Annotated in this window: 22 protein-coding genes; 9 read left to right on the forward strand and 13 right to left on the reverse strand. The window is 73.1% G+C overall.

Annotated features, from left to right (window positions below; translation table 11 throughout):
* Positions 1-202: 202 nt before the first annotated feature.
* The 7 genes from AB0J57_RS16255 to AB0J57_RS16285 all read right to left on the reverse strand — a co-directional run bounded on the left by AB0J57_RS16255 (position 203) and on the right by AB0J57_RS16285 (position 8,541).
* A complete protein-coding gene (locus tag AB0J57_RS16255; protein WP_366128793.1) occupies positions 203-1,648 on the reverse strand; it encodes an aldehyde dehydrogenase family protein in 1,446 nt (481 codons plus the stop codon).
* Entirely contained in the window at positions 1,645-3,375 is a 1,731-nt protein-coding gene (locus tag AB0J57_RS16260) for a D-aminoacylase (RefSeq protein ID WP_366128794.1), read from the reverse strand. The genes AB0J57_RS16255 and AB0J57_RS16260 overlap by 4 nt, the downstream gene beginning before the upstream one ends.
* A 486-nt stretch (positions 3,376-3,861) precedes the next feature.
* A complete protein-coding gene (locus tag AB0J57_RS16265; protein ID WP_366129096.1) occupies positions 3,862-4,989 on the reverse strand; it encodes an LLM class flavin-dependent oxidoreductase in 1,128 nt (375 codons plus the stop codon).
* A gap of 96 nt (positions 4,990-5,085) precedes the next feature.
* Positions 5,086-5,847: a glucose 1-dehydrogenase gene (locus AB0J57_RS16270; protein WP_366128795.1), complete on the reverse strand. Its 762-nt coding sequence runs from the start codon at positions 5,845-5,847 to the stop codon at positions 5,086-5,088.
* A gap of 10 nt (positions 5,848-5,857) precedes the next feature.
* Positions 5,858-6,763 (reverse strand): LLM class F420-dependent oxidoreductase, encoded by a 906-nt coding sequence (locus AB0J57_RS16275; RefSeq protein WP_366129097.1) that lies wholly within the window; start codon positions 6,761-6,763, stop codon positions 5,858-5,860.
* A 94-nt stretch (positions 6,764-6,857) separates the two neighbouring features.
* Positions 6,858-7,271 (reverse strand): PaaI family thioesterase, encoded by a 414-nt coding sequence (locus AB0J57_RS16280; protein WP_366128796.1) that lies wholly within the window; start codon positions 7,269-7,271, stop codon positions 6,858-6,860.
* A 52-nt stretch (positions 7,272-7,323) separates the two neighbouring features.
* Complete coding sequence (locus AB0J57_RS16285; RefSeq protein ID WP_366128797.1) at positions 7,324-8,541, reverse strand: amidohydrolase family protein; 1,218 nt, start codon at positions 8,539-8,541, stop codon at positions 7,324-7,326.
* Between the two features lie 143 nt (positions 8,542-8,684).
* Between AB0J57_RS16285 and AB0J57_RS16290 the strand changes: the two genes are divergently transcribed.
* Positions 8,685-11,726 (forward strand): BTAD domain-containing putative transcriptional regulator, encoded by a 3,042-nt coding sequence (locus AB0J57_RS16290; RefSeq protein ID WP_366128798.1) that lies wholly within the window; start codon positions 8,685-8,687, stop codon positions 11,724-11,726.
* A gap of 174 nt (positions 11,727-11,900) precedes the next feature.
* Positions 11,901-12,134: a sigma-like protein gene (locus AB0J57_RS16295; protein ID WP_366128799.1), complete on the forward strand. Its 234-nt coding sequence runs from the start codon at positions 11,901-11,903 to the stop codon at positions 12,132-12,134.
* Positions 12,135-12,319: 185 nt separating this feature from the next.
* Here AB0J57_RS16295 and AB0J57_RS16300 read toward each other — a convergent pair whose 3' ends face one another.
* A complete protein-coding gene (locus AB0J57_RS16300) occupies positions 12,320-13,870 on the reverse strand; it encodes a FadD3 family acyl-CoA ligase (RefSeq protein ID WP_366128800.1) in 1,551 nt (516 codons plus the stop codon).
* Positions 13,871-13,923: 53 nt separating this feature from the next.
* Between AB0J57_RS16300 and AB0J57_RS16305 the strand changes: the two genes are divergently transcribed.
* From AB0J57_RS16305 to AB0J57_RS16315, 3 genes are read left to right on the forward strand one after another with little or no spacing between them, the layout of a single operon-like run.
* A complete protein-coding gene (locus AB0J57_RS16305; protein ID WP_366128801.1) occupies positions 13,924-15,075 on the forward strand; it encodes a lipid-transfer protein in 1,152 nt (383 codons plus the stop codon).
* Between the two features lies 1 nt (position 15,076).
* Positions 15,077-15,493, forward strand: a complete 417-nt coding sequence (locus tag AB0J57_RS16310; protein ID WP_366128802.1) for an OB-fold domain-containing protein — start codon at positions 15,077-15,079, stop codon at positions 15,491-15,493.
* Entirely contained in the window at positions 15,490-16,260 is a 771-nt protein-coding gene (locus tag AB0J57_RS16315; RefSeq protein ID WP_366128803.1) for an enoyl-CoA hydratase/isomerase family protein, read from the forward strand. The genes AB0J57_RS16310 and AB0J57_RS16315 overlap by 4 nt, the downstream gene beginning before the upstream one ends.
* 2 nt (positions 16,261-16,262) lie before the next feature.
* Here AB0J57_RS16315 and AB0J57_RS16320 read toward each other — a convergent pair whose 3' ends face one another.
* Positions 16,263-16,775, reverse strand: a complete 513-nt coding sequence (locus AB0J57_RS16320; RefSeq protein ID WP_366128804.1) for a hypothetical protein — start codon at positions 16,773-16,775, stop codon at positions 16,263-16,265.
* 136 nt (positions 16,776-16,911) lie between these two features.
* Here AB0J57_RS16320 and AB0J57_RS16325 point away from each other — a divergent pair, with 136 nt between their 5' ends.
* Positions 16,912-17,553 carry a hypothetical protein gene (locus AB0J57_RS16325; RefSeq protein WP_366128806.1) on the forward strand — a complete coding sequence of 214 codons (642 nt, stop codon included), beginning with the start codon at positions 16,912-16,914 and terminating at the stop codon, positions 17,551-17,553.
* Positions 17,554-17,866: 313 nt separating this feature from the next.
* Here the strand turns inward: AB0J57_RS16325 and AB0J57_RS16330 are convergent, their stop codons facing one another.
* Together AB0J57_RS16330 and AB0J57_RS16335 are read right to left on the reverse strand one after the other, a co-directional pair.
* Positions 17,867-20,275 (reverse strand): PQQ-binding-like beta-propeller repeat protein, encoded by a 2,409-nt coding sequence (locus AB0J57_RS16330; protein WP_366128808.1) that lies wholly within the window; start codon positions 20,273-20,275, stop codon positions 17,867-17,869.
* A 138-nt stretch (positions 20,276-20,413) separates the two neighbouring features.
* A complete protein-coding gene (locus AB0J57_RS16335; RefSeq protein WP_366128809.1) occupies positions 20,414-21,196 on the reverse strand; it encodes a VOC family protein in 783 nt (260 codons plus the stop codon).
* A gap of 375 nt (positions 21,197-21,571) precedes the next feature.
* Here AB0J57_RS16335 and AB0J57_RS16340 point away from each other — a divergent pair, with 375 nt between their 5' ends.
* Positions 21,572-22,219, forward strand: a complete 648-nt coding sequence (locus AB0J57_RS16340; RefSeq protein WP_366128810.1) for a TetR family transcriptional regulator — start codon at positions 21,572-21,574, stop codon at positions 22,217-22,219.
* An 81-nt stretch (positions 22,220-22,300) separates the two neighbouring features.
* On the opposite strand, the gene AB0J57_RS16345 is transcribed toward AB0J57_RS16340, so the two are convergent.
* Positions 22,301-22,789: a nitroreductase family deazaflavin-dependent oxidoreductase gene (locus AB0J57_RS16345; protein ID WP_366128811.1), complete on the reverse strand. Its 489-nt coding sequence runs from the start codon at positions 22,787-22,789 to the stop codon at positions 22,301-22,303.
* Positions 22,786-23,949, reverse strand: coding sequence for an acyl-CoA dehydrogenase family protein (locus AB0J57_RS16350; RefSeq protein ID WP_366128812.1), 1,164 nt, complete (start codon positions 23,947-23,949; stop codon positions 22,786-22,788). The genes AB0J57_RS16345 and AB0J57_RS16350 overlap by 4 nt, the downstream gene beginning before the upstream one ends.
* A gap of 85 nt (positions 23,950-24,034) precedes the next feature.
* On the opposite strand from AB0J57_RS16350, the gene AB0J57_RS16355 reads away from it, so the two are divergent.
* Complete coding sequence (locus AB0J57_RS16355) at positions 24,035-25,168, forward strand: acetyl-CoA acetyltransferase (protein ID WP_366128813.1); 1,134 nt, start codon at positions 24,035-24,037, stop codon at positions 25,166-25,168.
* A gap of 7 nt (positions 25,169-25,175) precedes the next feature.
* Positions 25,176-25,829, forward strand: coding sequence for a pyridoxal 5'-phosphate synthase (locus tag AB0J57_RS16360; RefSeq protein WP_366128814.1), 654 nt, complete (start codon positions 25,176-25,178; stop codon positions 25,827-25,829).
* Positions 25,830-25,835: the final 6 nt, after the last annotated feature.

Consider the following 25,835-nt stretch of genomic DNA (forward strand, 5'->3'; position numbering starts at 1 on the left):
GGTGCTGCGGTTTCCATATCCGGAACAAGGCACTCCGCGATCTTTGCCTTGCATTACCAGGGAGGAGGCGCCGACCCGGCAAGGAAATCAAGCCCCCTCCCACCTGCCGCAGACCGATTGGTAGGTGAAAACTGCACCGTTCGATATACGGGAACCGCAACGGTGTCCGATTTGCCGGTTTCCAAAATTTCCCGCGCTGTTTTCAGCCCGGCCACACGACCGCTTGCAGCTCGCTGTACGCGTGCAGCGCGTAGGACCCGCAATCCCGGCCCACACCGCTCTTGTTGAAGCCTCCGAACGGCGCCTCCATGTTCCGGCCGATCGTGTTCACGCCCACCCCGCCGGCCCGCAACCGGGCCGCCACACGGAAGGCGCGGGCCACATCCCCGGACCAGACGTAGTCGATCAGGCCGTAGTCGCTGTCGTTGGCCAGCGCGACGCCCTCCTCCTCGTCGTCGAACGGCACGACCACCACGACCGGGCCGAAGATCTCCTCCCGCACGACCCGCATGTCGTTGGTGCAGTCGGCCAGGAGGGCCGGGGCCACGTAGAAGCCCCTGTCGTACGCGGGCCTCGCCCCGCCCACGACGACCCGGGCGCCCTCCTTGCGCCCCAGCTCCACGTACCCCTCCACCCGGTCGCGGTGGGCGGCCGAGATGACCGGCCCCACCACCGTCCCCGGATCGGCCGGGTCCCCCACCGTCAGCCGCCCCGCGTAACCGGCCAGCCCCTCCACCAGCCGCTCGTACACCCCGCGCTGCGCCAGGACGCGCGTGGGAGCCGTACAGATCTGGCCGCTGTAGAAGGAGAACGTGCTGCCGATGCCCCGGACCGCCGCGCCCAGGTCGGCGTCGTCGAACACCAGCGCCGCGCCCTTGCCGCCCAGCTCCATGAGCTGCCGCTTCAGCTCGCGCCCGCACACCTCGCCGATACGCCGCCCCACCGCCGTCGACCCGGTGAAACTCACCATGTCCACGTCCGGCGAGTCGACCGCCGCCTCCCCGACCGCGGGTCCCGACCCCGTGACCACATTGACCACGCCCGGCGGCACCCCCGCCTCCTCCAGCGCCCGGGCCATCGCGTACACCGACAGCGGATCCTGCGGCGCCGGCTTCACCACCACGGTGTTGCCCATGGCGAGCGCCGGAGCGATCTTCCCGGCCGGATTGGCCCACGGATTGTTGTACGAGGTGATACAGGCGACCACGCCGACGGGGCGGCGCACCGCGACCGCCCCCAGGACCGACGCCGGTCCCATCGGGCCCGCCCCGCTGATCTGCGGCGGCAGCGGCTGCTCCACCGGCTCCAGGGCGCCCTTCGCGTACCGGCGGAACCGCGCGATCCCCACCGCGACCTGCATCGCCCGCGCCGTGCCGGCCGTCGCCCCGCTCTCCGCCCGCGCGAGCCGGGCGTGCTCCTCCGCGTCCCGGGCCATGACGTCGGCGGCCCGGTCCAGCACGGCCGCCCGCTCCTCCGGCGGCGTGCGCGACCAGCTCCCGAAGGCATCCTTCGCCGCCGCGGCCGCCTCGTGCACCTGTCCCCGGCTCGCCTCGGGGGCGAGGCCGACGACCTCCTCCGTGGCGGGGTTGACCACCTCGTAGTGCCCGCCCTCGGGCTCGACCCACTCGCCCCCGATGAACAGCCTCACCGCGTCGGCACCGTCCTCGTGTCCCGCCCCGAGCGCAGCACCCTGCCCGGCACCGCACCCGTGACCCGGTCCTCCCGCACGGTCTCCACACCGTTGATCCGCACGGACACGATCCCCACCGCCCGCGAGTCCAACCGCGGGCTGTCGCCCGGCAGGTCGTGCACCAGCGTCGCGGGCCCGGCATCGATCCGCTCCGGGTCGAACAGCACCAGGTCCGCGTGGTAGCCCTCCGCCACCCTGCCCCGCTCCCGCAGCCCGAAGAGCCGGGCCGGGTCGTCGCTCACCATCCGGACCGCCCGCTCCAGCCCGACGAGCTTGCGCCCCCGCAGACAGTCGCCGATGAACCTCGTCGTGTACGGCGCCCCGCACATCCGGTCCAGGTGCGCCCCCGCGTCGGAGCCGCCGAGCAGCACGTCCTCGTGCTCCCACGTCTCGCGGCGCAGCGCCCAGGAGGCCGGGTCGTTGTCGGGCGGCATCGGCCACAGCACCGTGCGCAGCCGGTCAGCCGCGCAAATCTCGACCAGACACGCGAACGGATCCGTCCCGCGCTCCGCCGCGATGTCCCGCACCACCCTCCCGGTCAGCCCCTCGTTCTCCGGGCTGTACGTGTCGCCGATGACGTACCGCCCGAAGTCGGCGAGGCGCCGGAAGACACCGGCCTCCTTGGAGTCGGCGCGCCGCAGCATCTCCGCCCGCACCGCCGGATCCCGCAGCCGGGCGATCCGCTCGTCCACGGGGAGCCCCAGTACATCGCCCCACCCCGGAATCAGGTTCAAGGCACAGAAGGAACCCAGCGACATGTTCATCGGCGTGAGGATCGGCATCGTCAGCGCGACGATGCGCCCGCCCGCCTTCCGCGCCCGCTCACTCGCCAGGAGCTGCCGGGGCACCCGCTCGGGAACCGCCGCGTCGATGGTCAGGACGTTCCAGTTCAGCGGCCGCCCCGCGGCGACGCTCATCTCCACCAGCAGGTCGATCTCCGCGTCCGCGAACTGGTCCAGGCACCCGGCCACGATCGCCTCGATCTGTGTGCCCTCGTGCTCCCCCACGGCCCTCGACAGGGCCAGCAGCTCCCTGGGCCCCGCGTGGCGCGACGCAACGGGGGCGCCGTCCCCGTCCGAATGCGTGGACGACTGCGTGGTGGAAAGCCCCCAGGCCCCGGCGTCCATGGCCTCGTGCAGCAGCCGCACCATCTCGCCGAGCTGCGCCTCCGTGGGCCGGCCCCCCACCGCCTCCGCCCCCATCACGTACCGCCTGAGGGCGCAGTGCCCCACCATGAACCCGGCGTTCACGGCGATGCGCCCCTCCAGCGCGTCCAGGTACTCCCCGAAGCCGCGCCAGCTCCAGTCGACGCCCTCCTCCAGGGCGGCCAGCGCCATCCCCTCCACCTTGGACATCATGCGCCGCGTGTAGTCGGCGTCCTCGGGCCGCAGCGGCGCCAGCGTGAACCCGCAGTTGCCGCCCACCACGGTGGTCACCCCGTGATTCATCGAGGGCGTGGCGTACGGGTCCCAGAACAACTGGGCGTCGTAGTGCGTGTGCGGGTCGACGAACCCGGGCGCCAGGACGAGCCCGTCGGCGTCCTCACTGCTCCGGGCCCCCTCCGTGACGGCCCCCGCCGCCGCGACGACCGCGATGCGACCGTCCCGTATCCCGACGTCGGCCTTGCGGACGGGCGCCCCGGTGCCGTCGACGAGGTCGGCGCCCTTGATCAGATGGTCGAGCATGACGTCCCCTTACTCGCTGCGTCGCGTGTGTGCCCCGGCCGGGGCCGCCGTGACCGGCCGCGGCCACGGCGCCCCACGGCCGGGGCGTGACGGAGCCGGCGGCCCGGGATGCCACCGCCCCGCGTCTGTCGGGGCCCGCCCCCCGTTGTGGGCAGTCGTTCCGCTGGGGGTCCCCCTGGACGAAGTCCTTGGGGGAGGAACGGGTGGGCACAACGGGACGGGGCGGTGCCTTTGCCCGGTGCCCCCTGGGGCGGTGCCTGTTCCCGGTGACCCCCGGGTGCGGGTCAGTGGTTGGACGGCCACCCCGGGTGGGTGGGGGCGGGGCCCCTCCGGGCTCACCTCCTCGAGGCCGGCGGCCTTGGGTTCTCCGGATTGGGAGCCCAACAGTCGCCGCAACCTCTGCGGGGGCGACCCTGCACGGCCCCACCCGGCCGTACGCCGGGTGCGGGTCGGTGGGACGGGCCGCCCACAACGGAAGCCACCCGGCTAGGCGGACGAGGCCTGGCGGAAGCGGGTCGTGCGGTGGACCGGGTCCGTGTCGATGCGGGGGATCACGTGTTCCCCGATCAGCCGGATCGTGGTCATCGTGTCCTCGTAGGACACCCCGATCGGCAGCCCGAACGACAGTTGGTCGGCGCCGGCCCGCTCCCACCGCCGGCACTGCGCCAGCACCTCGTCCGGGTCGCCGCAGATCATCAGCTCCTCCGCGATCAGCAGCTCGATGATCTCCTCGGTGTACTCCGGCAGCAGCTCCGGCCACTCCGGGATCCCCTCCGGCCGGGGGAACGTGTCGTGGTACCGGAAGAGCAGCGACTGCAAGTAGTTGAGGCCCCCCGACACCGCGATCTCGACCGCCTTCGCGTGCGTCTCCGCGCAGATCGCCGTCGACGTGACCATCACGTTGTCGTTGACGTACGCCCCGACCGGCTCCGCGTCCTTCACCGCCGTCTTGTACGAGTCGACGACCCACTCCATGTCGGAGACCTTCTGCACGCTGAAGCCGAGCACGCCCAGCCCCTTACGGCCCGCCATGGCGTACGAGGACGGCGACCCGGCCGCGTACCACATGGCGGGGTGCGCGGCCCCGTACGGCTTGGGCAGGACCTTGCGCGGCGGCAGGGACCAGTGCTTGCCCTGGAAGCCCTCGTACTCGTCCTGGAGCCACATCTTGGGGAACTCGGCGATGGTCTCTTCCCAGATCTCCTTGGTGTGGTTCATGTCGGTGATGCCCGGCAGGAACCCGAGGATCTCGTGGGACCCGGCCCCGCGCCCGGAGCCGAACTCGAAGCGTCCGCCCGACAGGTGGTCGAGCATGGCGACCTTCTCGGCGACCTTGACGGGGTGGTTGACAGGGGCGAGGGGGTTGAAGATGCCGGAGCCGAGGTGGATGCGCTCCGTCGCGTGCGCCAGATAGCCCAGGTACACGTCGTTGGCCGACAGGTGCGAGTACTCCTCCAGGAAGTGGTGCTCGGAGGCCCAGGCGTACTTGAACCCGGACTTGTCCGCCTGGATGACGTACTCCGTCTCCTCCATCAGCGCCTTGTGCTCGGCCTGGGGGTCGGCCTGTGCCCGCTTGGCCGGTACGTATCCCTGTACAAAGAGCCCGAATTCCAAGGGGTTCACCGTCCCTACGCTATTTCTGACGTACCGTCAGTTCTAGAAGCCCGACTGTTCCACCGCCCGTCCGCACCGTCAATACCTGACGGAACATCAGAACAGGTTGACCCCCGCCAGCCATCCCCCGTCGATGACGAAGGGCTGTCCGGTGACGTACGCGGAGTCGTCGCAGCTCAGGAAGAGCGCCAGCGTGGCCACCTCCTCGGGTCTGCCGACCCTCCCCAGCGGCACGAGCTTGCGGTACAGCTCGTCGAGCGTGGCGGGGTCCGCGCCTTCGGGGTTGGACATGGGGGTGTCCACCGCGCCCGGGCAGACGGCGTTGACCCGGATGCCCTTGCCGCCCAGCTCCACCGCCGCGACCCGGGTCAGCCCGAGGACGGCGTGCTTGGTGGCGGCGTAGGCACCGACGTACGCCATGCCCGTCAGGGCGGTGTACGAGGCGGTGTTGACGATCGTGCCGCCCCCGGCGGCCTCGATCTCGGGCGCCACGGTCCGTATCCCCAGGAAGCACCCGACCTGGTTGACCCGGACCACGTCCATGAACTCCACCAGCGGTGTGGAGACGAGTTCGTTGAAGCGCAGCACGCCCGCGTTGTTGACCAGCCCGTCGATCCTGCCGAAGGCGCCCTTCCCGGCCTCGACCGCGCGGCCCCAGTCGTCCTCGCGCCCCACGTCCAGGTGGACGTACAGCGCCCGCTCCTCCCCCAGCTCCTTGGCGAGGGCGCTCCCCGGCTCGTCGAGTACGTCCCCGAGGACGACCCTGGCGCCCTCCGCCACGAAGAGCCGGGCCTCCTGCTCGCCCTGTCCGCGCGCCGCACCCGTGATGAGCACGACACGCCCGTCCAGCTTGCCCATGCCGGCCTCCTCAGCCCAGCAGCGGTGCCACGCTCTCGGCGAAGGCCGCCATCTGGTCGGTGAGTTCCGTGCGGCTCCGGGACCGGAACCGCACCTGTATCTGGTCCACGCCCATCGCCCCGTACGCCCGCAGCGACTCGGCGAGCGCGTCCGGCTTGCCGCTGAGGGTGCGTCGCCCGACGTCCCAGGGGGCGTCGCCGACGTACAGCGCCTCGGTGATCGCGCCGATGACGGCCGGCTCCTCGATCCCGGCCTCCTCGCGAAGCCGCCGGAGCTTCCCGATCTGCGCGGGCAGCCGGTCGCGGGGGTCGCCCTGCGGCAGCCACCCGTCACCCTTGAGCGCGGCGCGGCGCACGGCGGCCGGCGACGATCCGCCCACCCAGAGGGGCACCCGCGCCTGCGCCGGCCGTGGCCGCTGCCCGAGCCCCTCGAAGGCGAACCTCTCGCCACGGAACGCCGGGAACTCCTCCGCCCCCAGCGCCGCCCTCAGCGCGTCGATCACCTCGTCCAGCACGGCGCCCCGCCGCTCGAAGTCGGCCCCCAGGGCCTCGAACTCCTCCCGCACGTGTCCGGCCCCGACGCCGAGGACCAGCCGCCCGCCGCTCAGGTGGTCGAGCGTGGCGTACGCCTTCGCCGTCACGAGCGGATGCCGCAGCCCGACGACCGCCACGTGGCTGAGCAGCCGCACGCGCCGCGTGACGGCGGCGAGGTGGGCGAGGGTGGCGACGGGGTCGTACCAGACGGTGCTCATCGCCCCGGCCAGCCGCCGGGGTATCGCCACGTGGTCGCAGCACGCGATGTACGAGAACCCGCCCCGGTCGGCGGCCCGGGCGGTCTCGACGAGATCCTCCGGACCGGCGTCCGCCTCCCAGGGTTCCGCGTAGAGGGTGCTCTGCGACTGGACCGGCAACTGCATCCCGTACGAGACCACGCCCGCACCCCCATACCTGACGAAGCATCAGTGACCTCACAGTCCTACCTGACGCTCCATCAGACGACAAGGGCGGTGCTCACCCCAGCAGCGCGTACACCGTGGACGCCCGCGCCGCCGGCTCCCCCGCCCCCTCCGCGGTCATCGTGATCTCGGCGAACGCCATCCGCTTGCCCAGCTTGGTGATCCGCGCGTCCACCAGGACGTCGGCACCGGTCACCGCCCGCATGAAGCTGGTGGACTGCTGCACCGTGGTCATGGGCACGAAAGCCCCGCGCGCCGAGGACACCGCGATCACGGTGGCCGTGTCGGCGGCCGCCATCAGCGCCTGCCCCGACAGCCCGCCCCCCTCCCGGGCCAGCCGCCCGTCCCACGGCAACCGCAGCACGGCGTGCGCCTCACCCGTCTCCACCACGGACAGGCCGAGCTCCAGCACCCAGGGCGCGAAGTTGTCGGCGAGGATCTTGTCGGCCTCAGCGAGCGTCAGAGTCATGCCGGGATGCTCCCGCCGTGCCACGACGACAAAACACGGCCGACCGATCCCGTCACGGTCGCCAGAGGCCGTCCTCCGTCAGGCCCAGCAGCTCGATGGCGTTGCCGCGGACGATCCGCTCGACCACGTCCGGGGCCAGGTGGCCCATCTGCGCCTCGCCGACCTCGCGCGACTTCGGCCAGGTGGAGTCGGAGTGCGGGTAGTCCGTCTCGTACAGGACGTTGCCGACGCCGATCGCGTCCAGGTTCCTGAGGCCGAAGGCGTCGTCGAAGAAGCAGCCGTAGACGTGCTCGGCGAACACCTCCGAGGGCGGCCGGTGGACCTTGTCGGCGACGCCGCCCCAGCCGCGGTTCTCCTCCCACACCACGTCCGCCCGCTCCAGGATGTACGGGATCCAGCCGATCTGGCCCTCCGCGTACATGATCCGCAGGCCCGGGAAGCGCTCCAGCTTGCCGCTCATCAGCCAGTCGGTCATCGAGAAGCAGCAGTTGGCGAAGGTGATGGTGGAGCCGACCGCCGGCGGGGCGTCCGCCGAGGTGGACGGCATCTTCGACGACGAGCCGATGTGTATGGCGATGACCGTGCCCGTCTCGTCGCAGGCGGCGAGGAAGGGGTCCCAGGCATCGGTGTGGATGGACGGCAGCCCCAGGTGCGGGGGGATCTCGGAGAAGGCGACGGCCCGCACGCCGCGGGCGGCGTTCCGGCGCACCTCGGCGGCGGCCAGTTCGGCGTCCCAGAGGGGGATCAGGGTGAGCGGGATGAGGCGGCCGTGGGCCTCGGGGCCGCACCACTCCTCGACCATCCAGTCGTTGTACGCCCGGACGCCGAGCAGGCCCAGCTCGCGGTCGGCGGCTTCGGTGAAGGTCTGGCCGCAGAAGCGCGGGAAGGTGGGGAAGCAGAGCGCGGACTGGACGTGGTTGACGTCCATGTCGGCGAGGCGGTCGGGGACGCTGTACGAGCCGGGCCGCATCTGTTCGTACGTGATGACTTCGAGCCGTATCTCGTCGCGGTCGTAGCCGACGGCGGTGTCGAGGCGGGTGAGGGGGCGGTGGAGGTCCTCGTACACCCACCAGTCCCCGATGGGCCCTTCGTCGCCCTTCTCGCCCATCACCGGGGCGAATTTCCCGCCCAGGAAGGTCATCTCCTTCAAGGGCGCCCGGACGATGCGCGGGCCGGTGTCGCGGTACTTCGACGGGAGCCGGTCCTGCCAGACGTGGGGCGGTTCCACCGTGTGGTCGTCCACCGAGATGATCTTCGGGAAGGTCTCCATGCGTAGCACGGTAGCGCTGAACTGACGACCCGTCAGCTCTTCGGTGGGGGGAGCTTGTGCAGAGCGTCACCCAGTGCTGACGCAAACGCCATCGACAAGGCAGACTGTCGGGGGCGAAACCAGCGGTACGGGCAGGGGGAGCTATGGACCGTGAAGACGGGCCGCGAGTGCCGGAGCAGCGCGCTCCGCAGCCGGGTCCCGCCGAGCGCGGCGGCGACGCGCGCGACCGGCGCGACGGCCCGCACGGCGGCACGCACGCGCGCGACCGGCGCGACGGCCCGCAGGGCGACGCGTGCGTCGACCTGCGCTTCGGCGTGCTCGGCCCGGTACGTGCCTGGCGGGACGGCGAGGCCCTGCCGTCCGGCTCGCCCCAGCAGCGGGCCCTGCTGGCCGCGCTGCTGCTGCGCGACGGGCGCACGGCGACCGCCGCCGAGCTGATCGACGCGATCTGGGGCGACGAACCGCCCTCGCAGGCCCTCGCGACGATCCGCACGTACGCCTCCCGCCTGCGCAAGGTCCTCCCACCGGGCGTGCTGGTCAGCGAATCGGGCGGCTACGCGATCCGGGGCCGCGCCGACGCCCTTGACCTGAACGTCGCGCAGGAGCTGGCCGCCGAGGCGGAGAAGTCACGCGCGGCGGGTGACCGGAACCAGGCGCGGGTGCTGATCGACAAGTCGCTGGGCCTGTGGGACGGCGAGCCCCTCGCGAACGTGCCCGGCCCGTACGCCGAGACGCAGCGCACCCGCCTGGAGGAGTGGCGGCTCCAGCTCCTGGAGACCCGCCTCGAAATGGACCTCGACGTCGGCCACCACGCGGAGGCGGTGTCGGAGCTGACCGCCCTGACCGCCGCGCACCCGCTGCGCGAGCGGCTGCGGGAGCTGCTGATGCTGGCGCTGTACCGCAGCGGGCGGCAGGCGGAGGCGCTCGCCGTGTACGCCGACACGCGCCGGCTCCTCGCCGACGAGCTGGGCGTCGACCCGCGCCCGGAGCTGGCGCGGCTCCAGCAGCGCATCCTCCAGGCGGACGCGGAGCTGGCCCGCCCGGTGGAGGAGCAGTCCCCCCTCCCGGCCGTGTCGCGGCCGGCGCAGTTGCCGGCCACGGTGCCGGACTTCACCGGGCGGGCGGCGTTCGTACGGGAGCTGGGCGACCGGCTGGCCACGGCCGACGGTTCGGTGATGGCCGTGTCGGCGCTCGCGGGCATCGGCGGGGTCGGCAAGACCACGCTCGCGGTGCACGTCGCGCACGCCGCGCGCCCGCGCTTCCCCGACGGGCAATTGTACGTCGACCTCCAGGGCGCCGGGGCGCGGGCGGCGGAGCCGGAGACCGTGCTCGGCGCCTTCCTCCGCGCGCTGGGCACCCCGGACTCGGCCATCCCCGACACCCTCGACGAGCGTGCCGCGCTCTACCGGTCGACGCTCGCGGGGCGGCAGGTGCTGGTCCTGCTCGACAACGCCCGGGACGCCGCCCAGGTGCGGCCCCTGCTGCCGGGCACGGAGGGGTGCGCGGCCCTCGTCACCAGCCGCGTCCGGATGGTCGACCTGGCGGGTGCGCACCTGGTGGACCTGGACGTGATGTCCCCGGAGGAGGCGCTCCAGCTCTTCACCAAGATCGTGGGCGCCGAACGGGTCCAGGCGGAGCGCGAGGCGGCCCTGGACGTGGTGGCCGCGTGCGGCTTCCTCCCGCTCGCGATCCGCATCGCCGCCTCCCGCCTGGCGGCGCGCCGCACCTGGACGGTGTCGGTCCTCGCGGCCAAGCTCGCCGACGAACGCCGCCGCCTGGACGAGCTCCAGGCGGGCGACCTCGCGGTCAAGGCCACCTTCGAGCTCGGCTACGGCCAGCTCGAACCCGCCCAGGCCCGTGCGTTCCGCCTCCTGGGCCTGGCCGACGGCCCCGACATCTCCCTCGCCGCCGCGGCGGCCGTGCTGGACCTCCCCCTCCACGACGCCGAGGACCTCTTGGAGGCCCTGGTCGACACCTCCCTCCTGGAATCCGCCGCCCCCGGCCGCTACCGCTTCCACGACCTGGTCCGCCTCTACGCGCGTGCATGCGCCGACCGCGACGAACAGCCCCCGGCGGAACGCGAACTGGCCCTCTCCCGCCTCCTGGACTTCTACCTCGCCACCGCGGCCCGCGTCTTCGCCATGGAACGCCCCGGCGACCGCCTGGTGGCCCACCTGGAACCGACGACGTACGAGGGCCTCACCTTCACCGACCGCCAGGGGGCACTGGACTGGCTGTACACGGAGGCGAACTGCCTCCTCGCGTGCGCGCGGCAGGCGGCGAAGGGCCCGCGGCTGCGCACGGCGGTGGACCTGCTGTGGGCCGCCCAGGACCTGGCGGAGTCCGGCGCGAACTCCAAGCTGTACGAGTCGGCCGCGCTGTCCGCCCTCGACGCCGCCCGCGCCTCGGGCGACGCCCGTATCGAGGGACGCGCGCGGACCTCGATGACCAACGTCCACCTGGTCGCCGGCCGGTACGAGGAGGCGGACCGGGAAGCCGAGCAGGCCGCGCGGCTGGCGACGGCGGCCGGGGACGCCGCCCCCGTCTACTGGGCCGACAACGACCGGGGAATCATCGCCTTCAACCAGGGCCGGTACGAGGACGCCGAGCGGTACCTCTTCAAGGCCATGGAGGGTTCCCACGCCGACGACAACCGCCCCGGTGAGGCGAGCGCCCTGTGCAACCTCTCACGGATCCACCTGTCCATGGGGCGCGTGTCACGGGCCATTTCGCTCGCCGAGCAGGGCGTCGAGCTGTACGAGCGGATAGGACACACCCTGCGCCTGGCCAACGCGCAGTACGCCCTGGGGGTCGCCCTCACCCACGCCCGCCGCCATGCCGAAGCGCTGGAGCAACTGGCGGAGGCACTGCACCGGTTCGAGATGAACCGGCAGCGCCTGTGGGCGGGGACGACGCACTTCCGCATCGCGCAGACGCACCTGTCCGCCCAGCACCCCACCCGGGCCGCCCAGCACGCGGAACAGGCGCTCGCCATCGGCTGCATCGGTGGTGACCGCATCCGTGGCAACGTCCTGATCACGCTGGGGAAGGCACTGGACCGCCTCGGGCAGTCGGGCCGTGCGCGTGCCTGCTGGCGCGAGGCGCTGGCCCTGCACGAGCAGTCGGGCGCGACGGCGGAGGCGGAGGAGGTCCGGGCGCTCCTGTCGCCGCTGACGGCGGCCTGAGGCCCCGAACAGCGCGTTCATCGATTGTTTATGCCCACCCGGCATGCTCCATTGCAGTCGATCCGCCGCGTCGGGGGGCACGCGGGTCCACTAGCCTTCTGCCCGGCGACCCTCGGGGGAGCCGCCGGTCAGAAGGCACCAACCACACATCAGCACCTAACGGGGGACAGAAGCATGAGCGAGTCCGCGAAGAAGAAGCTCGACAACGTCACCACGCTGGGCGACCACCACACGCCGGCCCCGCCCGCGCAGGACACCATCACCACCATGGGCGACCACCACACGCCCGCGCCGCCCGCCCAGGACACCATCACCACCATGGGCGACCACCACACGCCGGCCCCGCCCGCCCAGGACACCATCACGACGCTGGGCGACCACCACACGCCGGCGCCTCCGGCGAGCTGACCGAGCGTTCTTCGCAACGGGGTGCGGCCGCGGCGGCGCGGAGGGGGAGCCGCCGCGGCCGCGGCACTCCACGGTCGGCCGCACCTGCCGTCACCACGAAGCCCCACCCTTCGCGGGGGGCGGCACGCTCCACGAAGGGGGCGGACCTGAGCCGGGTCCGCCCCCTTCGCCGTGTGCGCGGACGCTCAGCCCGCCGACCGCGCCCGCAGGTCCCCCTTCACCACCTTCCCGCTCGCGTTGCGCGGCAGCTCGGCCAGGAACTCCACCTCCCGCGGCACCTTGTAGTTGGCCATCTCCCGGCGCGCCCAGGCGATCAGGTCGTCGGCCGTGAGGGTGGAGCCGGGGCGGCGGACCGCGAAGGCCTTGGCGACCTCGCCGAGGCGGGGGTCGGGGATGCCGATGACGGCGACGTCGACGAGCTCGGGGTGGACGGCGAGGAGCTGCTCGATCTCGGCGGGGTAGGCGTTGAAGCCGCCCACGATGAACATGTCCTTGAGGCGGTCGGTGATGCGCAGGTTCCCCGCCTCGTCCAGGACGCCCACGTCGCCGGTGTGGAGCCAGCCGTCCGCGTCGATGGCCTCCGCCGTGCCGGCCGGGTCCTCGAAGTAGCCGCTCATCACGTTGTGGCCGCGCACCAGGACCTCGCCCGAAGCGCCGACGCGGACCTCCGTGCCGGGGATGGGGCGGCCCGAGGTGGTGGCGATCGTCCCGGGCGGGTCGCCCCGGCGGCACATGGTGACGATGCCGCTCGCCTCGGAGAGGCCGTACGCCGTGAGGACGGTGCCCACGCCCAGCTCGGTGCGCAGCCGCTCCACCAGCCGCAGCGGCACCACCGCCGCGCCCGTCACCACCAGCCGCAGCGAGGACAGGTCGTGCGCCGGCCGGGCCGGGTGGTCCAGGAGGGACTGGAGGAGCGTGGGCGGGCCGGGCAGGACCGAGACGCGTTCCGCCGCCACATTGGCCAGCACCGTGTCCACGCCGAACACCGGCTGCGGCACCATCACCGCCCCGCGCATCAGGCACGCGATGATCCCCGCCTTGTAGCCGAAGGTGTGGAAGAACGGGTTCACGATCAGATAGCGGTCGCCCTCCACCAGCCCGGCCAGGTCCGCCCACGTCTCGTAGCAGCGCAGCGTCTGCGCGTGGGTGATCACCGCGCCCTTGGGGCGGCCCGTCGTCCCGGACGTGAAGATGATGTCCGAGGGGCGGTTCCCGTCCAGGGACTCCGCGCGTGCGCGGACCTCCCGCGAGGAGATCGCGTCCCCGCCCGCCAGGAAGTCCTTCCACGTACGGAAGTCCTCCGGCGCGCTGTCCGCCAGCACCACCACCTGCTCCAGGTCCGGCAGCACGACGCCCGTCCGCCGCAGGGACGCCACGTACGACGTGCCCAGGAACGTACCGGTGATGAACAGCAGTTGCGTGCGGCTGCGCTCCAAGACGTAGGCCGCCTCGGCCCCCTTGAAGCGGGTGTTCAGCGGCACCAGCACGGCGCCGGCCGTCACCGCGCCGAGGGCGGAGACGATCCAGTCGAGGGTGTTGGGCGCCCACACCGCGACCCGGGCGCCCGGCTCCACGCCCGCCGCCATGCACGCGGCGGCGGCCCGTTCGACGCGCTCGCCCAGCTCGGCGTAGGAGACCCTCGTACGGCCCTCCACGACCGCCTCCCGTGGCCCGTACCGCTCCGCCGCCGACCGCACCAGCCCCGGGATCGAGCCCCATTCCAGGTCGCCGCGCATCTCAACCCTCCCATTAGCTGACTACCCGTCAGATTAGCGGTAGCCTCGCGAACATGACAGGTGCGCTCAAGGACGCGACGGCCATCGCCGGGATCGGACAGACCCGATTCGCCAAGCAACTCCCCGAGACCGAAAAGACGTTGGCGTGCCGCGCCATCCTGGCCGCCCTCGACGACGCCGGCATCGCACCCGCCGAGGTCGACGCCTTCGCCTCGTACACCATGGAGGAGACCGACGAGGTCGAGGTCGCCAAGTCCATCGGCGCGGGCGACGTGACCTTCTTCTCCAAAGCCGGATACGGCGGCGGCGGATCGTGCGCCACCGTCGCCCACCTCGCCGCCGCCATCGCCACCGGCCAGGCGACCGTCGGCGTCGCCTGGCGCTCACGCAAACGCGGCTCCGGCCCCCGCCCCTGGACCAACACCCGCACCCAACTGCCCACCCCCGCCCAGTGGACCCGCCCGTACGGCCTCCTGCGCCCCGCCGACGAGATCGGCATGCTCGCCCGCCGCTACATGCACGAGTACGGCGCCACCCGCGACCACCTCTTCAACGTCGCCCTGGCCTGCCGCAACCGGGCCAACCAGAACCCGGCCGCGATCATGTACGAGCGCCCCCTGACCCGCGAGATGTACATGACCTCCCGCTGGATCAGCGAGCCGCTCTGCCTCTTCGACAACTGCCTGGAGACCGACGGGGCCCTCGCCTGCGTGATCGTGAGCGCCGAGCGCGCCCGCGACTGCCGCCGCACCCCCGTGTACGTCCACTCCGCCGCCCAGGGCCTGCCCGCCCAGCACCACGGCATGGTCAACTACTGGAACGACGACCCCCTCACCGGCCCGGCCTGGACCGCCGCCCGCCACCTGTGGAAGCAGGCCGACTTCGGCCCCCAGGACATCGACGTCGCCCAGATCTACGACGCGTTCACCCCTCTCATCCCCCTCTCCCTGGAGGGCTACGGCTTCTGCGCACGCGGCGAAGGGGCCGCCTTCACCGAAGGGGGCGCGCTGGAGATCGGCGGCCGGCTGCCGCTCAACACCGGCGGCGGGGGGCTCAGCGAGGCGTACGTCCACGGCTTCAACCTCATCACCGAGGGCGTCAAGCAACTGCGCGGCACCAGCACCGCACAGGTGCCCGACGCCGCCACCTGTCTGGTCACCGCGGGCGAAGGCGTCCCCACCTCCGCCCTCCTCCTCAGGAGTTGAGATGCTCGAACCCGTCATCGACGAGGACGGCGCCCCCTTCTGGGAGTACGCCGCCCGGGGCGAGCTGCGCGTCCAGGGCTGCGCCCGCTGCGGCGAGCTCCGCTTCCCGCCCCGCCCCTGCTGCCCGCACTGCCAGTCGTTCGACAGCGAGTGGCGCCCGATGAGCGGGCGCGGCCGCATCTGGTCCTACGTCGTCCCCCACCCGCCCCTCCTGCCCGCGTACGCCGCCCTCGCGCCCCGCTACAACGTCGCCCTCGTCGAGCTCGCCGACGCACCGCGCATCCGGCTCGTCGGCAACGTCGTCGCCGCGCCCGGCGCCCCCATCGACTCGATCGACCCGGCCCAGTTGCGCATCGGCGCGCCGGTCAGGGTGGTGTTCGACGACGGCATGCCGCGCTGGGTCCTGGAGCGGTCATGACGGTCCACATCGAAACGGAGGCGGGCGTCGCGGTCGTCACCCTCGACCGCCCCGCCAGGCACAATGCCATCGATCTCGACACGGCCGCCCGGCTCACGGCCGTCTGGCGCGAGCTGCGGTTCGACGACGGCATCCGGGCGGCGGTCCTCACCGGCGCCGGCGGCCGGGCCTTCTGCACCGGCATCGACCGTTCGGCCGCGGTCCCGCAGCCGTCCTCCCCGTACAGCATCGACGACCCGCTCCTCACCATCGGCCCGAAGGCCAACGACCTGTGGAAGCCCGTGATCGCGGCCGTGGAGGGGATGGCCTGCGGCGGGGCGTTCTACCTGCTCGGCGAGTGCGAGTTCGTCGTCGCCTCGCGCGAGGCGACCTTCTTCGACCCCCATACGGCGTACGGCATGGTCAGCGCGTACGAGGCGGTCCTCATGGCGCAGCGCATGCCGTACGGGGAGGTCGCCCGGATGTCCCTGATGGGTACGGCCGAACGGGTGTCGGCGCGGCGGGCCTACGAGACGGGCCTGGTCTCCGAGCTGACGGAGCCGGGCGGCGCGCTGCTCGCCGCCCGCCGGGCGGCGGCCGTCATCGCCTCGTACCCCACCGAGGCCGTGCAGGGCACGGTACGGGCGGTGTGGGCGGCCCGGGAGGCGGACAGGGCCCACGCGCTCGCCCAGGCCCCGCACCTGATCGCGCTCGGTAACCTGCCGGCGGACCGGCAGGCCGGGCTGTTCGAGGAGCGGGGCAGGGGCGCGTCGTACCGCCTCCGGTGAGGTCAGAGCGCGGTCTTCGTCGCGCTGTCGACGACGCACTCCTTGTACTCGCTGCCGTTGCCCGTGCCGGTGTACGTCGTGGTCGCCTCGGCCACCTGCGAGGCGCCGGCCTTGACGGTCAGCCCGGTCACGCTGGCGCGCGCGGTGGTCGCGCCGGAGCCGGCGTCGCCGCGGAACTTCATGGTGATGTTGTACGTGTAGTCCAGCGCGCCGCTGTTGGTGACGGTGAGCCGGGCGACGAGGTTCTTGCCCGCGTCGTCCATCCGGCAGTCGTCGATCTTGATGTCGCGCGCGGCCTTGTCGCTGCCGGAGCCGCCGGGGACGGAGACGCCGCCCGAGCTGCTGCTGGAGCTGTCGTTGTCGTGGCTGCCACCAGTGGTGCTGCTGCCGGAGTCGGAGCTGTGGCTGCTGCTGCCGCTGTTGCTGCTGCAACCGCCTCCGGAGCCACGGGCTCCGGTGAGTGCGACGAGCGCGACGCCGAAGACGGCAATGGCACGGACATGGCGGAGCTTCACGTTCAACCCCCGTTGAAAGTGTGAGTGAGCGGGAGCCCGATCTTGACGGGCACACGTCACCCTAGCAGCGCCGTGTGGCGCCCCGTCCCACGGCGGCGTAGCGTCGTGATCGAGAGCCGACCCCGGGAGGCCGACGATGATCCGTAACGTCATCGGCTCCGTCCTTGCTCTCGCCGGAGCGGCGGCCGCCGTCTGGAGCCCCTTCCGTGCCTGGTACGACGGCCGTCTCGGACGCGACTACCGAATCGCGGACCTGTTCACCGGCATCGGTCAGACGAAGCCGGACCTGTGGACCTCGATCCTGCTGCCTTTCGCCTTCGCGGCGCTGGTGACGCTGGTGGGGCTGCTGCTGCGGTCCCGGCTGCTGGTCGCCATCGCGGGGCTGGTCGTGCTGGCCTTCACCGTCCTGTGGATGGTCCGCCAGGGCCAGGACGCCGGGAGCCTGAGCGTGGAGTCGGACGGCTCCGGCCTCGGCCCGGGCGTCGCGCTCGCCCTGGGCGGCGGGGTGCTCCTGCTGCTGGCCGCCGTGCTGATGAGCGGGCGGGCACGGGCGCGTGAACCCCACGAGCCGGGCTTGCGAGGCGGCTGGGGGCGCGGGCACGGGCTCCACCGCCGTGGCCATGAGGAGCCGTACGCGGGACCCGAGCCGTACGCGGGCGACGAGCCGACGGCCGAGTACCCCCGCCACGACGACACCCGGCCCGTGGACCGCCCGGGCGACGAACCGGGCCCCTGGCCGGGCGGCCCCGAACGCCCGGGCCCGCCGCACCGCGGCTGACGCGCCCGCGGGTTGCCCCCGCGGAGGCTGGCGGCAAAGGCCGGGCTCCCTTGCCCGTGGCCCAAGGCCGCCGGCCTCGAGGAGGCGAGCCCGGAGGGGCCCCGCCCCCCCATCCACCCGGGGTGGCCGCCCGCCCCACCGCCCCGCACCCGGGGTGGCCGGGAACAGGCACCGCCCCATGGTGCACCGGGCAAAGGCACCGCCCGTCCCGTTGTGCCCACCCGTCCCGCCCTGCGGGACGACTGCCCACAACGGGGAGAGGGAGCCGCCCCCAGCGGAACGACTGCCCACAACGGGTAGGTGGGCCAGGCTGTCAGCGCCCCCCGCCGCGGCCTGTTGCCGTGCCCTTTATCGCGTCGAGGGCGTAGACGCAGCGGTCCTTGCTGCACGCGTAGACCACGCCCGCCCGGGCGACGAGGGAGCCGGTGATCTCGCCGCCCGTGGTGAGCTTCCAGCGCAGTTGACCGCCGCTCGCGTCCAGCGTGTACAGCACGTGGTCGGCCGAGCCGAAGTGCAGGCGGCCGTCCGCGACGACCGGGGAGCCGATGATCGGGCCGCCGGCCGGGAAGCGCCACTTCGGGGTGCCGGTCACCGCGTCCAGGGTGTAGACCGCGCTGCCGCTGCCGACATGGATGTTGCCGTCGGCGACCAGGACGGGCTCGCTCGAATGGCGGGACTCGGTGGCGATGCGCCAGCGGTCCTTGCCGGTCGTGGCGTCCAGCGCGTACACCGTGCCGAGGTAGTCCGCGAGGTACACCCCGCCGCCCGTGACGGCCGGGCCGGGCGCGAAGGCGGGCGGCGAGAGGAAGACCGCCGGGGCCTCGAAGTGCCACCGGACGTGGCCGGACATGATGTCGATGGACAGCACCCGGGTGCCGGCGGAGACGTACACATAGCCGTCCTCCGCCGGGGCGACGCGCACGGGCACGCCGCCGCAGGAGGCGGCGTCGCCGATCGGGTACGACCAGCGTTCCGTGCCGGTGCGCGCGTCGAGGGCCTGGAGCCGGGCGTCCCGCCAGACGTACACGGTGTCGTCGAACAGGGCGGGCCCGGCGTCCGGGGTCTCGAAGTCGGTCTGGGCGCCGGTGATCTCCCACAGCTTCTCGCCGTTGGAGGCCTCCCAGCCCTGGACGCCGCCACCGCGCGTGCCGGTGACGACGGTGCCCCGGTCGACCTTGAGGGAGTACGCCCAGGCGTCCGTCTGGAGCCGCCACCGCTCACTGCCGTCGAGCGCGTCCAGGGCGTACAGCGACGGGCCGTCGGAGGCGTGGATACGGCCACCGGCCACGGCCATCGTCCAGGCGACGTCCCGGGTCTTGAACTGGCGCCGGCCGGTGCCGACGTCCAGCGCGTGGACCTCGAAGGACGTGACGTAGAGCAGGTCGCCCGAGACGACCGGGGTGCCCCACACGTCGTTGGACATCCGGAACCGCCACGGCCGCCAGTGCCCGGGGCCCGCGGGCTCCGGCGCGGCGGGCGCGGAGACAGGCGGGCCCGTGGGCGGCGCGGGGTGCGCCGGGGCGGGAGCCGGCGCCGGGTCGGAGCCCGCGGGACCACCCGCGGGGCGGCGGATCCAGCCGGTGGCCGGCCCGGCGTCCACCGCGACCCCGGCGCGCGTGTCGGCGACGCGCGGCCCGGGGCCGATGGGCAGGGGGGCGCCCGGCAGCCGTACGGGCGCCGCGGGAGCCCCGGGCGCGGCCGGCGCCGCATGACCCGTACGGGGGTCGCCGTTGCCGCCGCGCCGGGGAGCGTCCCACTCGCCGCCCGGCCCGGGACCGGGCACCGGGGCGGGAGCGGACGGCGGCGCCGCCGGGGGCGGCGGGGTGCTGGGGCGGCCGCCCCGGCGGGCCTCGATCATCGCGGTGGCCCGGGAGGGCAGCCACGCCGACGCCGTACCGCTGTCGTCGCTGCCGGAGAACAGGTGCGGCGCGAGCTGTGCCTGGAGGTCCGCCGGCGAGGGCCGCAGCCCCGCCTCCATCTGCATGCAGGACTCGATCAGCGGCCGCAGCTCGTCCGGCAGGCCCTCCAGGTCGGGGCCCTCGCGCAGCAGCATGAAGACGGTCTCCACCGGGTTCGCCCCGTGGAAGGGGGCGTGCCCGGTGGCGGCGAAGACCAGCGTGGAGCCGAGCGAGAAGACATCGCTCGCGCCGGTCACGCTGCGGGAGTCCTTCGCCTGCTCGGGTGACATGTAGGCGGGCGTGCCCACGGCGACGTTGGTCATCGTCAGCCGGGTGTTGGAGACGCCGGACGCGATGCCGAAGTCGATGACGCGCGGCCCGTCCTCCACGACGAGCACGTTCGACGGCTTCAGGTCGCGGTGGACCAGCCCGGCGCCGTGGATGGACTGGAGCGCCTCGGCGATACCGGCGGCGAGCCAGCGCACCGCCTGGGCCGGCAGGGGCCCGCACTCATTCACTATTTCCTCGAGCGAGGGCGCCGGGACGTACGCGGTCGCCAGCCACGGCACCGCCGCCCGCGGATCGGCGTCCACCACGGCCGCCGTGTAGAAGCCGGACACCGCCCGTGCGGCCTCCACCTCGCGCGTGAAGCGGACGCGGAACAACTGGTCCTCGGCGAGCTCGGTCCGGACCGTCTTGATCGCCACGCGCCGCCCGGACGCCGATCGCGCGAGATAGACCAGGCCCATGCCTCCGGCACCGAGCCGGCCCAGCACCTCGAAGGGGCCGATCCGTCTCGGGTCGTGCTGCGTGAGCTGTTCCACTTGCCTGCCACCTCCCCGTAGGGGCCATGAAAGTACGGCCCCAGTCGCCCCCTGATTGTTCCTGTCCGGGGCGGTGGTTGCGAACCCGGGGGCGGATCGGGGTGTCTCACCCCGATCCGGACACCCCGGAACACACAGTCAGGCGGCCTTCGGCTCGGCCAGGACGGCGAAGACGGCACCCTGGTTGTCGGCGATCAGGGCGATCCGGCCGTACGGCGTGTCGAAGGGCTCCTCGGTGACCCGGCCGCCGAGGCGGGTGGCGAGCGCGGCCGTGTCGTCGCAGTCCTCGACCGCGAAGTAGATGAGGAAGTGGGCGGGCATGGCGGCCGGGAAGGCGTCGGTGATCACGCTGCGGCCACCGATGGCCGTCTCGTCACTCGCCTGCGTACCGGCGGGCGACCAGACCCGGAAGTCGATGGAGGCGTCGTCGAGGTCGCGCACCTGGAAGCCGAAGACGGTCTCGTAGAAGGCGTCCACGGCGTCCTTGTCCCTCGTATAGACCTCGGTCCAGCAGAAGGACCCCGGTTCGCCCTGTTTCTCGAAGCCGGTGTGCTCGCCCGCCTCCCACAGGCCGAAGACGGCACCGCCCGGGTCGGCGGCCTGGGCCATGGTGCCGAAGGAGCCGATCGGCATGGGGTCCATCACCATCTGGCCGCCCGCCTCCCGGATCCTGCGGGTGGTGGCGACGGCGTCGGGGGTGGCGAAGTAGACGCCCCAGACGGTGGGCATCCGGCCGTCCCGCTTGGGCGCGAGGCCGGCGACGCGCTTCCCGTCGCTGAAGGCGTTGGTGTAGTTGCCGTACTCCTCGTCGCCCTCGTCGAACGTCCAGCCGAAGAGCTCACCGTAGAACCGCTTGCCGGCTTCGAGGTCGGGGAGCATCGCGTCCACCCAGCACGGCGTGCCCTCTGTGACTGCGGCCATGGACCTGATCCCTTTCCGTGTACGGGCGGGGCGTGTGGTGCCCGTCACAGTCACGCTAATGGCGCCGGGCGTCCGGCGCAGGGAGAAGAATCGAACATGCGCGCAATTGTCGGGATACGGACGAGGTCCGGCCCAGCGCTTGCATGGGTTGTCCACCGAAGTTTTCCACAGGCTGTTAATAATCCTATCGGGGCAGTGCACGGCTCCGAGGTGGCCGAAAAACGCCGCGGGGCCGTCGACGGGCCGACTGGCCAGCACCGCCCGGGCCCGCACGGATGCCCGCCCGGACGCCCGCCCCGGGCCGTCACCGAGGGGCGTCACCCCATTTGCAGTCGGCCGAATCGCGCGCGGATCACCCCTCGGTAAGCTGACGGCATGACAGGACAAGTACGCACCGTCGACGGCCGCGTGGCCGGTCGACGCGGACAGGCGACGCGGCAGAAGCTGCTCGACTGCCTCAGCGAGATGCTCAGCTCCTCGCCGTACCGGGACGTCAAAGTCATCGACGTGGCCCGGAAGGCGGGCACTTCCCCGGCGACGTTCTACCAGTACTTCCCGGACGTCGAGGGCGCGGTCCTCGAAATCGCGGAAGAAATGGCCAAGGAGGGCGCCGGGTTGACCGAACTGGTCTCCGGCCGCACCTGGGTCGGCAAGGCCGCCTGGCAGGCCGCGGAGGAACTGGTCGAGGGATTCCTCGACTTCTGGCGCAAGAACGACGCCATCCTCCGCGTGGTCGACCTCGGCGCGGCCGAGGGCGACAAGCGGTTCTACAAGATCCGCATGAAGATCCTGAACTCCGTCACCAACTCCCTTACGGACGCGGTCAAGGAGCTCCAGGCCAAGAACAAGGTCGACAAAGACGTCAACCCGGCCGCGATGGCGGGCTCCCTGGTCGCGATGCTCGCGGCGGTCGCCTCACACCAGAAGGGCTTTACGACCTGGGGCGTCAAGCAGGCCGAACTCAAGCCCAACCTCGCACTGTTGGTCCACCTCGGCATCACGGGCAAGAAGCCGACGAAGTAACACCCCGACTCCCACACGTCCTGTCGCGCCGACGGCGGTCCTTCTCCTCGACCGCCGTCGGCGTTCCCGTTTCGGCCCCCGTCACCCCCGCCGCGTGAGGCGGAAGAGGCGGATCTCGCGGTCGACCCTGGCCTGGTACGTGGCGTACGGCGGCCAGAAACGCAGCACCTTCGCCCACGCCACCTCCCGGTCCTCGCCCTTCAGCAGCCGGGCGTGGACGGGAACCGTCCGGCCGCGCCAGTGAACCTCCACGTCCGGATGGGCCATCAGGTTGGCCGTCCAGGCGGGGTGCGCGGGGCGGCCGAAGTTGGAGCCGACCAGTATCCAGGTTGCCGCCGCCGCGTCCTCCGGCACGCAGGCGAGGGGCGTGCGGCGCTCCAGGCCGGAGCGCGCACCGCGCGAGACGAGCACCAGACCCGGCAGCATCCGGGCGCTGGGCAGCACCTTTCCGCCGGTCAGCCGGTGGACCGCGCGGTCGAGGGCCGGGACGACGTGCGGGGCGAGCTTGGCGAACGTACGGGTCGAGGAGGCCCACTGGACCAGCCGCAGGGCCGGTGACGGCCCGGTCACCGGGCGAGCACCCCCGCCGCTTCGGCCGCGTGGCCGCGCAGCCGGTGGACGGGGCCGAAGAGGAGCTCGTCGGCGGTCGCCCGTTTGACGTACAGGTGGGCCTCGTGCTCCCAGGTGAAGCCGATGCCGCCGTGGAGCTGGACGCCCTCGGCGGCGACGGTGCCCAGCGCCTCCAGGCACTGGGCGAGCGCCAGGCCCCCGGCGGCCGGGTCCCAGGCCGCGTAGTACGCCGCCGAGCGCGCCGCCTGCACACGCACGTACAGGTCGGCCAGCCGGTGCTTGACCGCCTGGAACGAGCCGATCGCCCGCCCGAACTGCTCCCGCGCCCGTACGTACTCCACGGTCCGCTCCAGCACGTGGGCCGCCGCCCCGACGGCCTCCGCGGCGAGCACGGCGGCCGCCTCGCGCCCGGTCGCGGCGAGCGCGTCCGGCACATCCGCCCCATCCTCGTCCGAGCCCAGCAACTCGGCCTCCACCTCGCGCAGTTCCACACGGGCGAGCGGCCGCGTCTCGTCCAGCGACGTCAGCCGTACGCGCGCGAGGCCGGCCGACTCCGCCCGTACGAGGAACAGCAGCGTCCGGGCGGCGGGGTAGCCGCCCGTGTGCGCGGCGACCAGCAGCAGGCCGGCGCTGCGCCCGTCCAGGACCTGCCCCACCTCCCCGAACAGCGTCCATGCCCCGTCCCCGGCCCTCCGTGCCTGGACGCCGCCGGCCCGCCCGCCCCCGGCCCACTCACCGGCCCGGTTGTCGCCGGTCAGGGCGAGGACGCGGGGCAGCGGCGCGGCGGCGAGCGTGGCGGTCAGCGACCCGTCCGCGATGCGCGGCAGCAGCGCCGCCCGCTGCGCCTCGGTACCGAGCCGGGCGATCAGCGGGGCGGCGAGCACGGCGGTGGCGAGGAGCGGCGAGGGGGCCAGGACGCGGCCGGTCTCCTCGCAGGCGAGGGCCAGTTCGGCGGTGGTGCAGCCGACGCCTCCGTACGCCTCGGGCAGTGCGAGCCCCGGCAGCCCGAGCCGCCGCGCGAGCAGGGCCCACAGGTGCGGGTCGTGTCCGGCGTCGGTGCCGGTGGCGGCGCGGACCTGCTCGGTGGCGCAGTGCTTGGCGAGCAGCTCGCGGAGGGTGCGGCGGATCTCGTCCTGTTCGGCGGTGAAGGCGGTGTCCATGGGGCCCTCCATTTCTGACGGCTCGTCATATTAGGCCCGGCCGCCACCGATGCCCATAGCCCGTATCTGATGTACCGTCAGTTTCATGCCTCGTCGTCGTTCCGTCGCCATCGTGGGCGTATCCCTCTCGGACTGCGGCCGCGTCGACACGGCCACCCCCTACGCGCTGCACGCCCAGGCCGCCCGGCGGGCGCTCGCCGACTCGGGGCTCGACCGGTCCGTCGTGGACGGGCTCGCCTCGGCCGGGCTGGGCACGCTGGCCCCGGTCGAGGTCGCCGAGTACCTGGGGCTGCGGCCCCGGTGGGTGGACTCCACCGCCGTGGGCGGCGCCACCTGGGAGGTCATGGCCGCGCACGCGGCGGACGCCATCGCGGCCGGGCACGCGAACGCCGTGCTCCTCGTCTACGGCTCGACCGCCCGCGCCGACATCAAGGCCGGCCGGCGCACGGCGAACCTCTCCTTCGGCGCCCGGGGCCCGCTCCAGTTCGAAGTGCCGTACGGGCACACCCTCGTCGCCAAGTACGCGATGGCGGCCCGCCGCCACATGCACGAGTACGGCACGACCCTGGAACAGCTCGCCGAGGTCGCCGTCCAGGCACGCGCGAACGCCGCGCTCAACCCGGAGGCGATGTTCCGAGACCCGATCACGGTGGACGACGTCCTCGCCGGACCGGTCATCGCCGACCCCTTCACCAAGCTGCACTGCTGCATCCGCAGCGACGGCGGCTGCGCGGTGCTGCTGGCGGCGGAGGAGTACGTACCCGACACGGCGAAGGCCCCGGTGTGGGTCCTGGGCACCGGCGAGCACGTCTCGCACACCACCATGTCGGAGTGGCCCGACTTCACGGTGTCCCCGGCGGCGGTGAGCGGCCGCCTCGCCTTCGAACGCGCGGGCCTCACACCCGCCGACATGGACTTCGCCCAGATCTACGACGCATTCACCTACATGACCCTGGTGACCCTGGAGGACCTCGGCTTCTGCGCCAAGGGCGAGGGCGGCCCGTACGTCCGGCACGGCACCCTGCCCGTCAACACCGACGGCGGCGGCCTGTCCGCCTGCCACCCCGGCATGCGCGGCCTGTTCCTCCTGGTGGAGGCGGCCCGCCAACTGCGCGGCGAGGCGCCCGGCCGCCAGGTCCCGGGCGCCCGGCTCGGGGTGGTGTCGGGCACGGGCGGCTGGTTCTGCTCGTCGGGGACGGTGATCCTGGGGCGCGCATGATGTCCCCATGACCGACTTCCACGACGCCCTGCGGTCCCTGCGCGTATGGGACACCGAGCTGCCCGCCTTCGAGCCGGGCTCCGCGCCCGCCGATCCCCTGCCGCTGTTCCACGACTGGTTCGTGGCGGCGGCGGACGCCGGGCAGGTGGAGCCGCACACCATGTCGCTGGCCACCGTCGACGCGGAGGGCCGGCCCGACGTGCGGACGGTCATGCTCCACGACGCCGACGCGCGCGGCTGGCACTTCGCGACGCACGCCACCAGCACCAAGGGCCGCCAATTGGCCGCCGCCCCGCACGCGGCGCTCGGCTTCTACTGGCCGGTGCAGGGCCGCCAGGTACGCGTCCGGGGCCACGTGACGACCGGCACGCCCGAGGAGGCGTACGCCGACCTGCACGCCCGCTCGACGGGCGCCCTGGCCGCCGCGCTGGTCGGCCGGCAGAGCGAGCCGCTGGACTCCCTGGACGCCCTGGCGACGGCGAGCGAGGCCGCCTGGGCACGGGCGCGGGCCGAGCCCGGCGCGGACGTGAAGACCTGGACGCTCTACGTCGTCGACCCCTACGAGGTCGAGTTCTTCCAGGGCGACGCCGCCCGCCGCCACATCCGGCTGCGGTACCGCCGCCGGGCGGGAGGCTGGGAGCGGGAGCTGCTCTGGCCGTGACCGGGC

Source organism: Streptomyces sp. NPDC049837, assembly GCF_040674455.1.
Taxonomy (GTDB): Bacteria; Actinomycetota; Actinomycetes; order Streptomycetales; family Streptomycetaceae; genus Streptomyces.

Bases quoted from the DNA above. Each gene is read 5' to 3' on its own strand.
- AB0J57_RS16300 (WP_366128800.1), bottom strand. From the start codon at position 13,870: ATGCGCGGCGACCTGGAATGGGGCTCGATCCCGGGGCTGGTGCGGTCG.
- AB0J57_RS16290 (WP_366128798.1), top strand. From the start codon at position 8,685: ATGGACCGTGAAGACGGGCCGCGAGTGCCGGAGCAGCGCGCTCCGCAG.
- AB0J57_RS16325 (WP_366128806.1), top strand. From the start codon at position 16,912: ATGATCCGTAACGTCATCGGCTCCGTCCTTGCTCTCGCCGGAGCGGCG.
- AB0J57_RS16315 (WP_366128803.1), top strand. From the start codon at position 15,490: ATGACGGTCCACATCGAAACGGAGGCGGGCGTCGCGGTCGTCACCCTC.
- AB0J57_RS16275 (WP_366129097.1), bottom strand. From the start codon at position 6,763: ATGCAGTTGCCGGTCCAGTCGCAGAGCACCCTCTACGCGGAACCCTGG.
- AB0J57_RS16285 (WP_366128797.1), bottom strand. From the start codon at position 8,541: ATGGAGACCTTCCCGAAGATCATCTCGGTGGACGACCACACGGTGGAA.
- AB0J57_RS16270 (WP_366128795.1), bottom strand. From the start codon at position 5,847: ATGGGCAAGCTGGACGGGCGTGTCGTGCTCATCACGGGTGCGGCGCGC.
- AB0J57_RS16335 (WP_366128809.1), bottom strand. From the start codon at position 21,196: ATGGCCGCAGTCACAGAGGGCACGCCGTGCTGGGTGGACGCGATGCTC.
- AB0J57_RS16340 (WP_366128810.1), top strand. From the start codon at position 21,572: ATGACAGGACAAGTACGCACCGTCGACGGCCGCGTGGCCGGTCGACGC.
- AB0J57_RS16280 (WP_366128796.1), bottom strand. From the start codon at position 7,271: ATGACTCTGACGCTCGCTGAGGCCGACAAGATCCTCGCCGACAACTTC.
- AB0J57_RS16355 (WP_366128813.1), top strand. From the start codon at position 24,035: ATGCCTCGTCGTCGTTCCGTCGCCATCGTGGGCGTATCCCTCTCGGAC.
- AB0J57_RS16295 (WP_366128799.1), top strand. From the start codon at position 11,901: ATGAGCGAGTCCGCGAAGAAGAAGCTCGACAACGTCACCACGCTGGGC.
- AB0J57_RS16260 (WP_366128794.1), bottom strand. From the start codon at position 3,375: ATGCTCGACCATCTGATCAAGGGCGCCGACCTCGTCGACGGCACCGGG.
- AB0J57_RS16310 (WP_366128802.1), top strand. From the start codon at position 15,077: ATGCTCGAACCCGTCATCGACGAGGACGGCGCCCCCTTCTGGGAGTAC.
- AB0J57_RS16305 (WP_366128801.1), top strand. From the start codon at position 13,924: ATGACAGGTGCGCTCAAGGACGCGACGGCCATCGCCGGGATCGGACAG.
- AB0J57_RS16360 (WP_366128814.1), top strand. From the start codon at position 25,176: ATGACCGACTTCCACGACGCCCTGCGGTCCCTGCGCGTATGGGACACC.
- AB0J57_RS16350 (WP_366128812.1), bottom strand. From the start codon at position 23,949: ATGGACACCGCCTTCACCGCCGAACAGGACGAGATCCGCCGCACCCTC.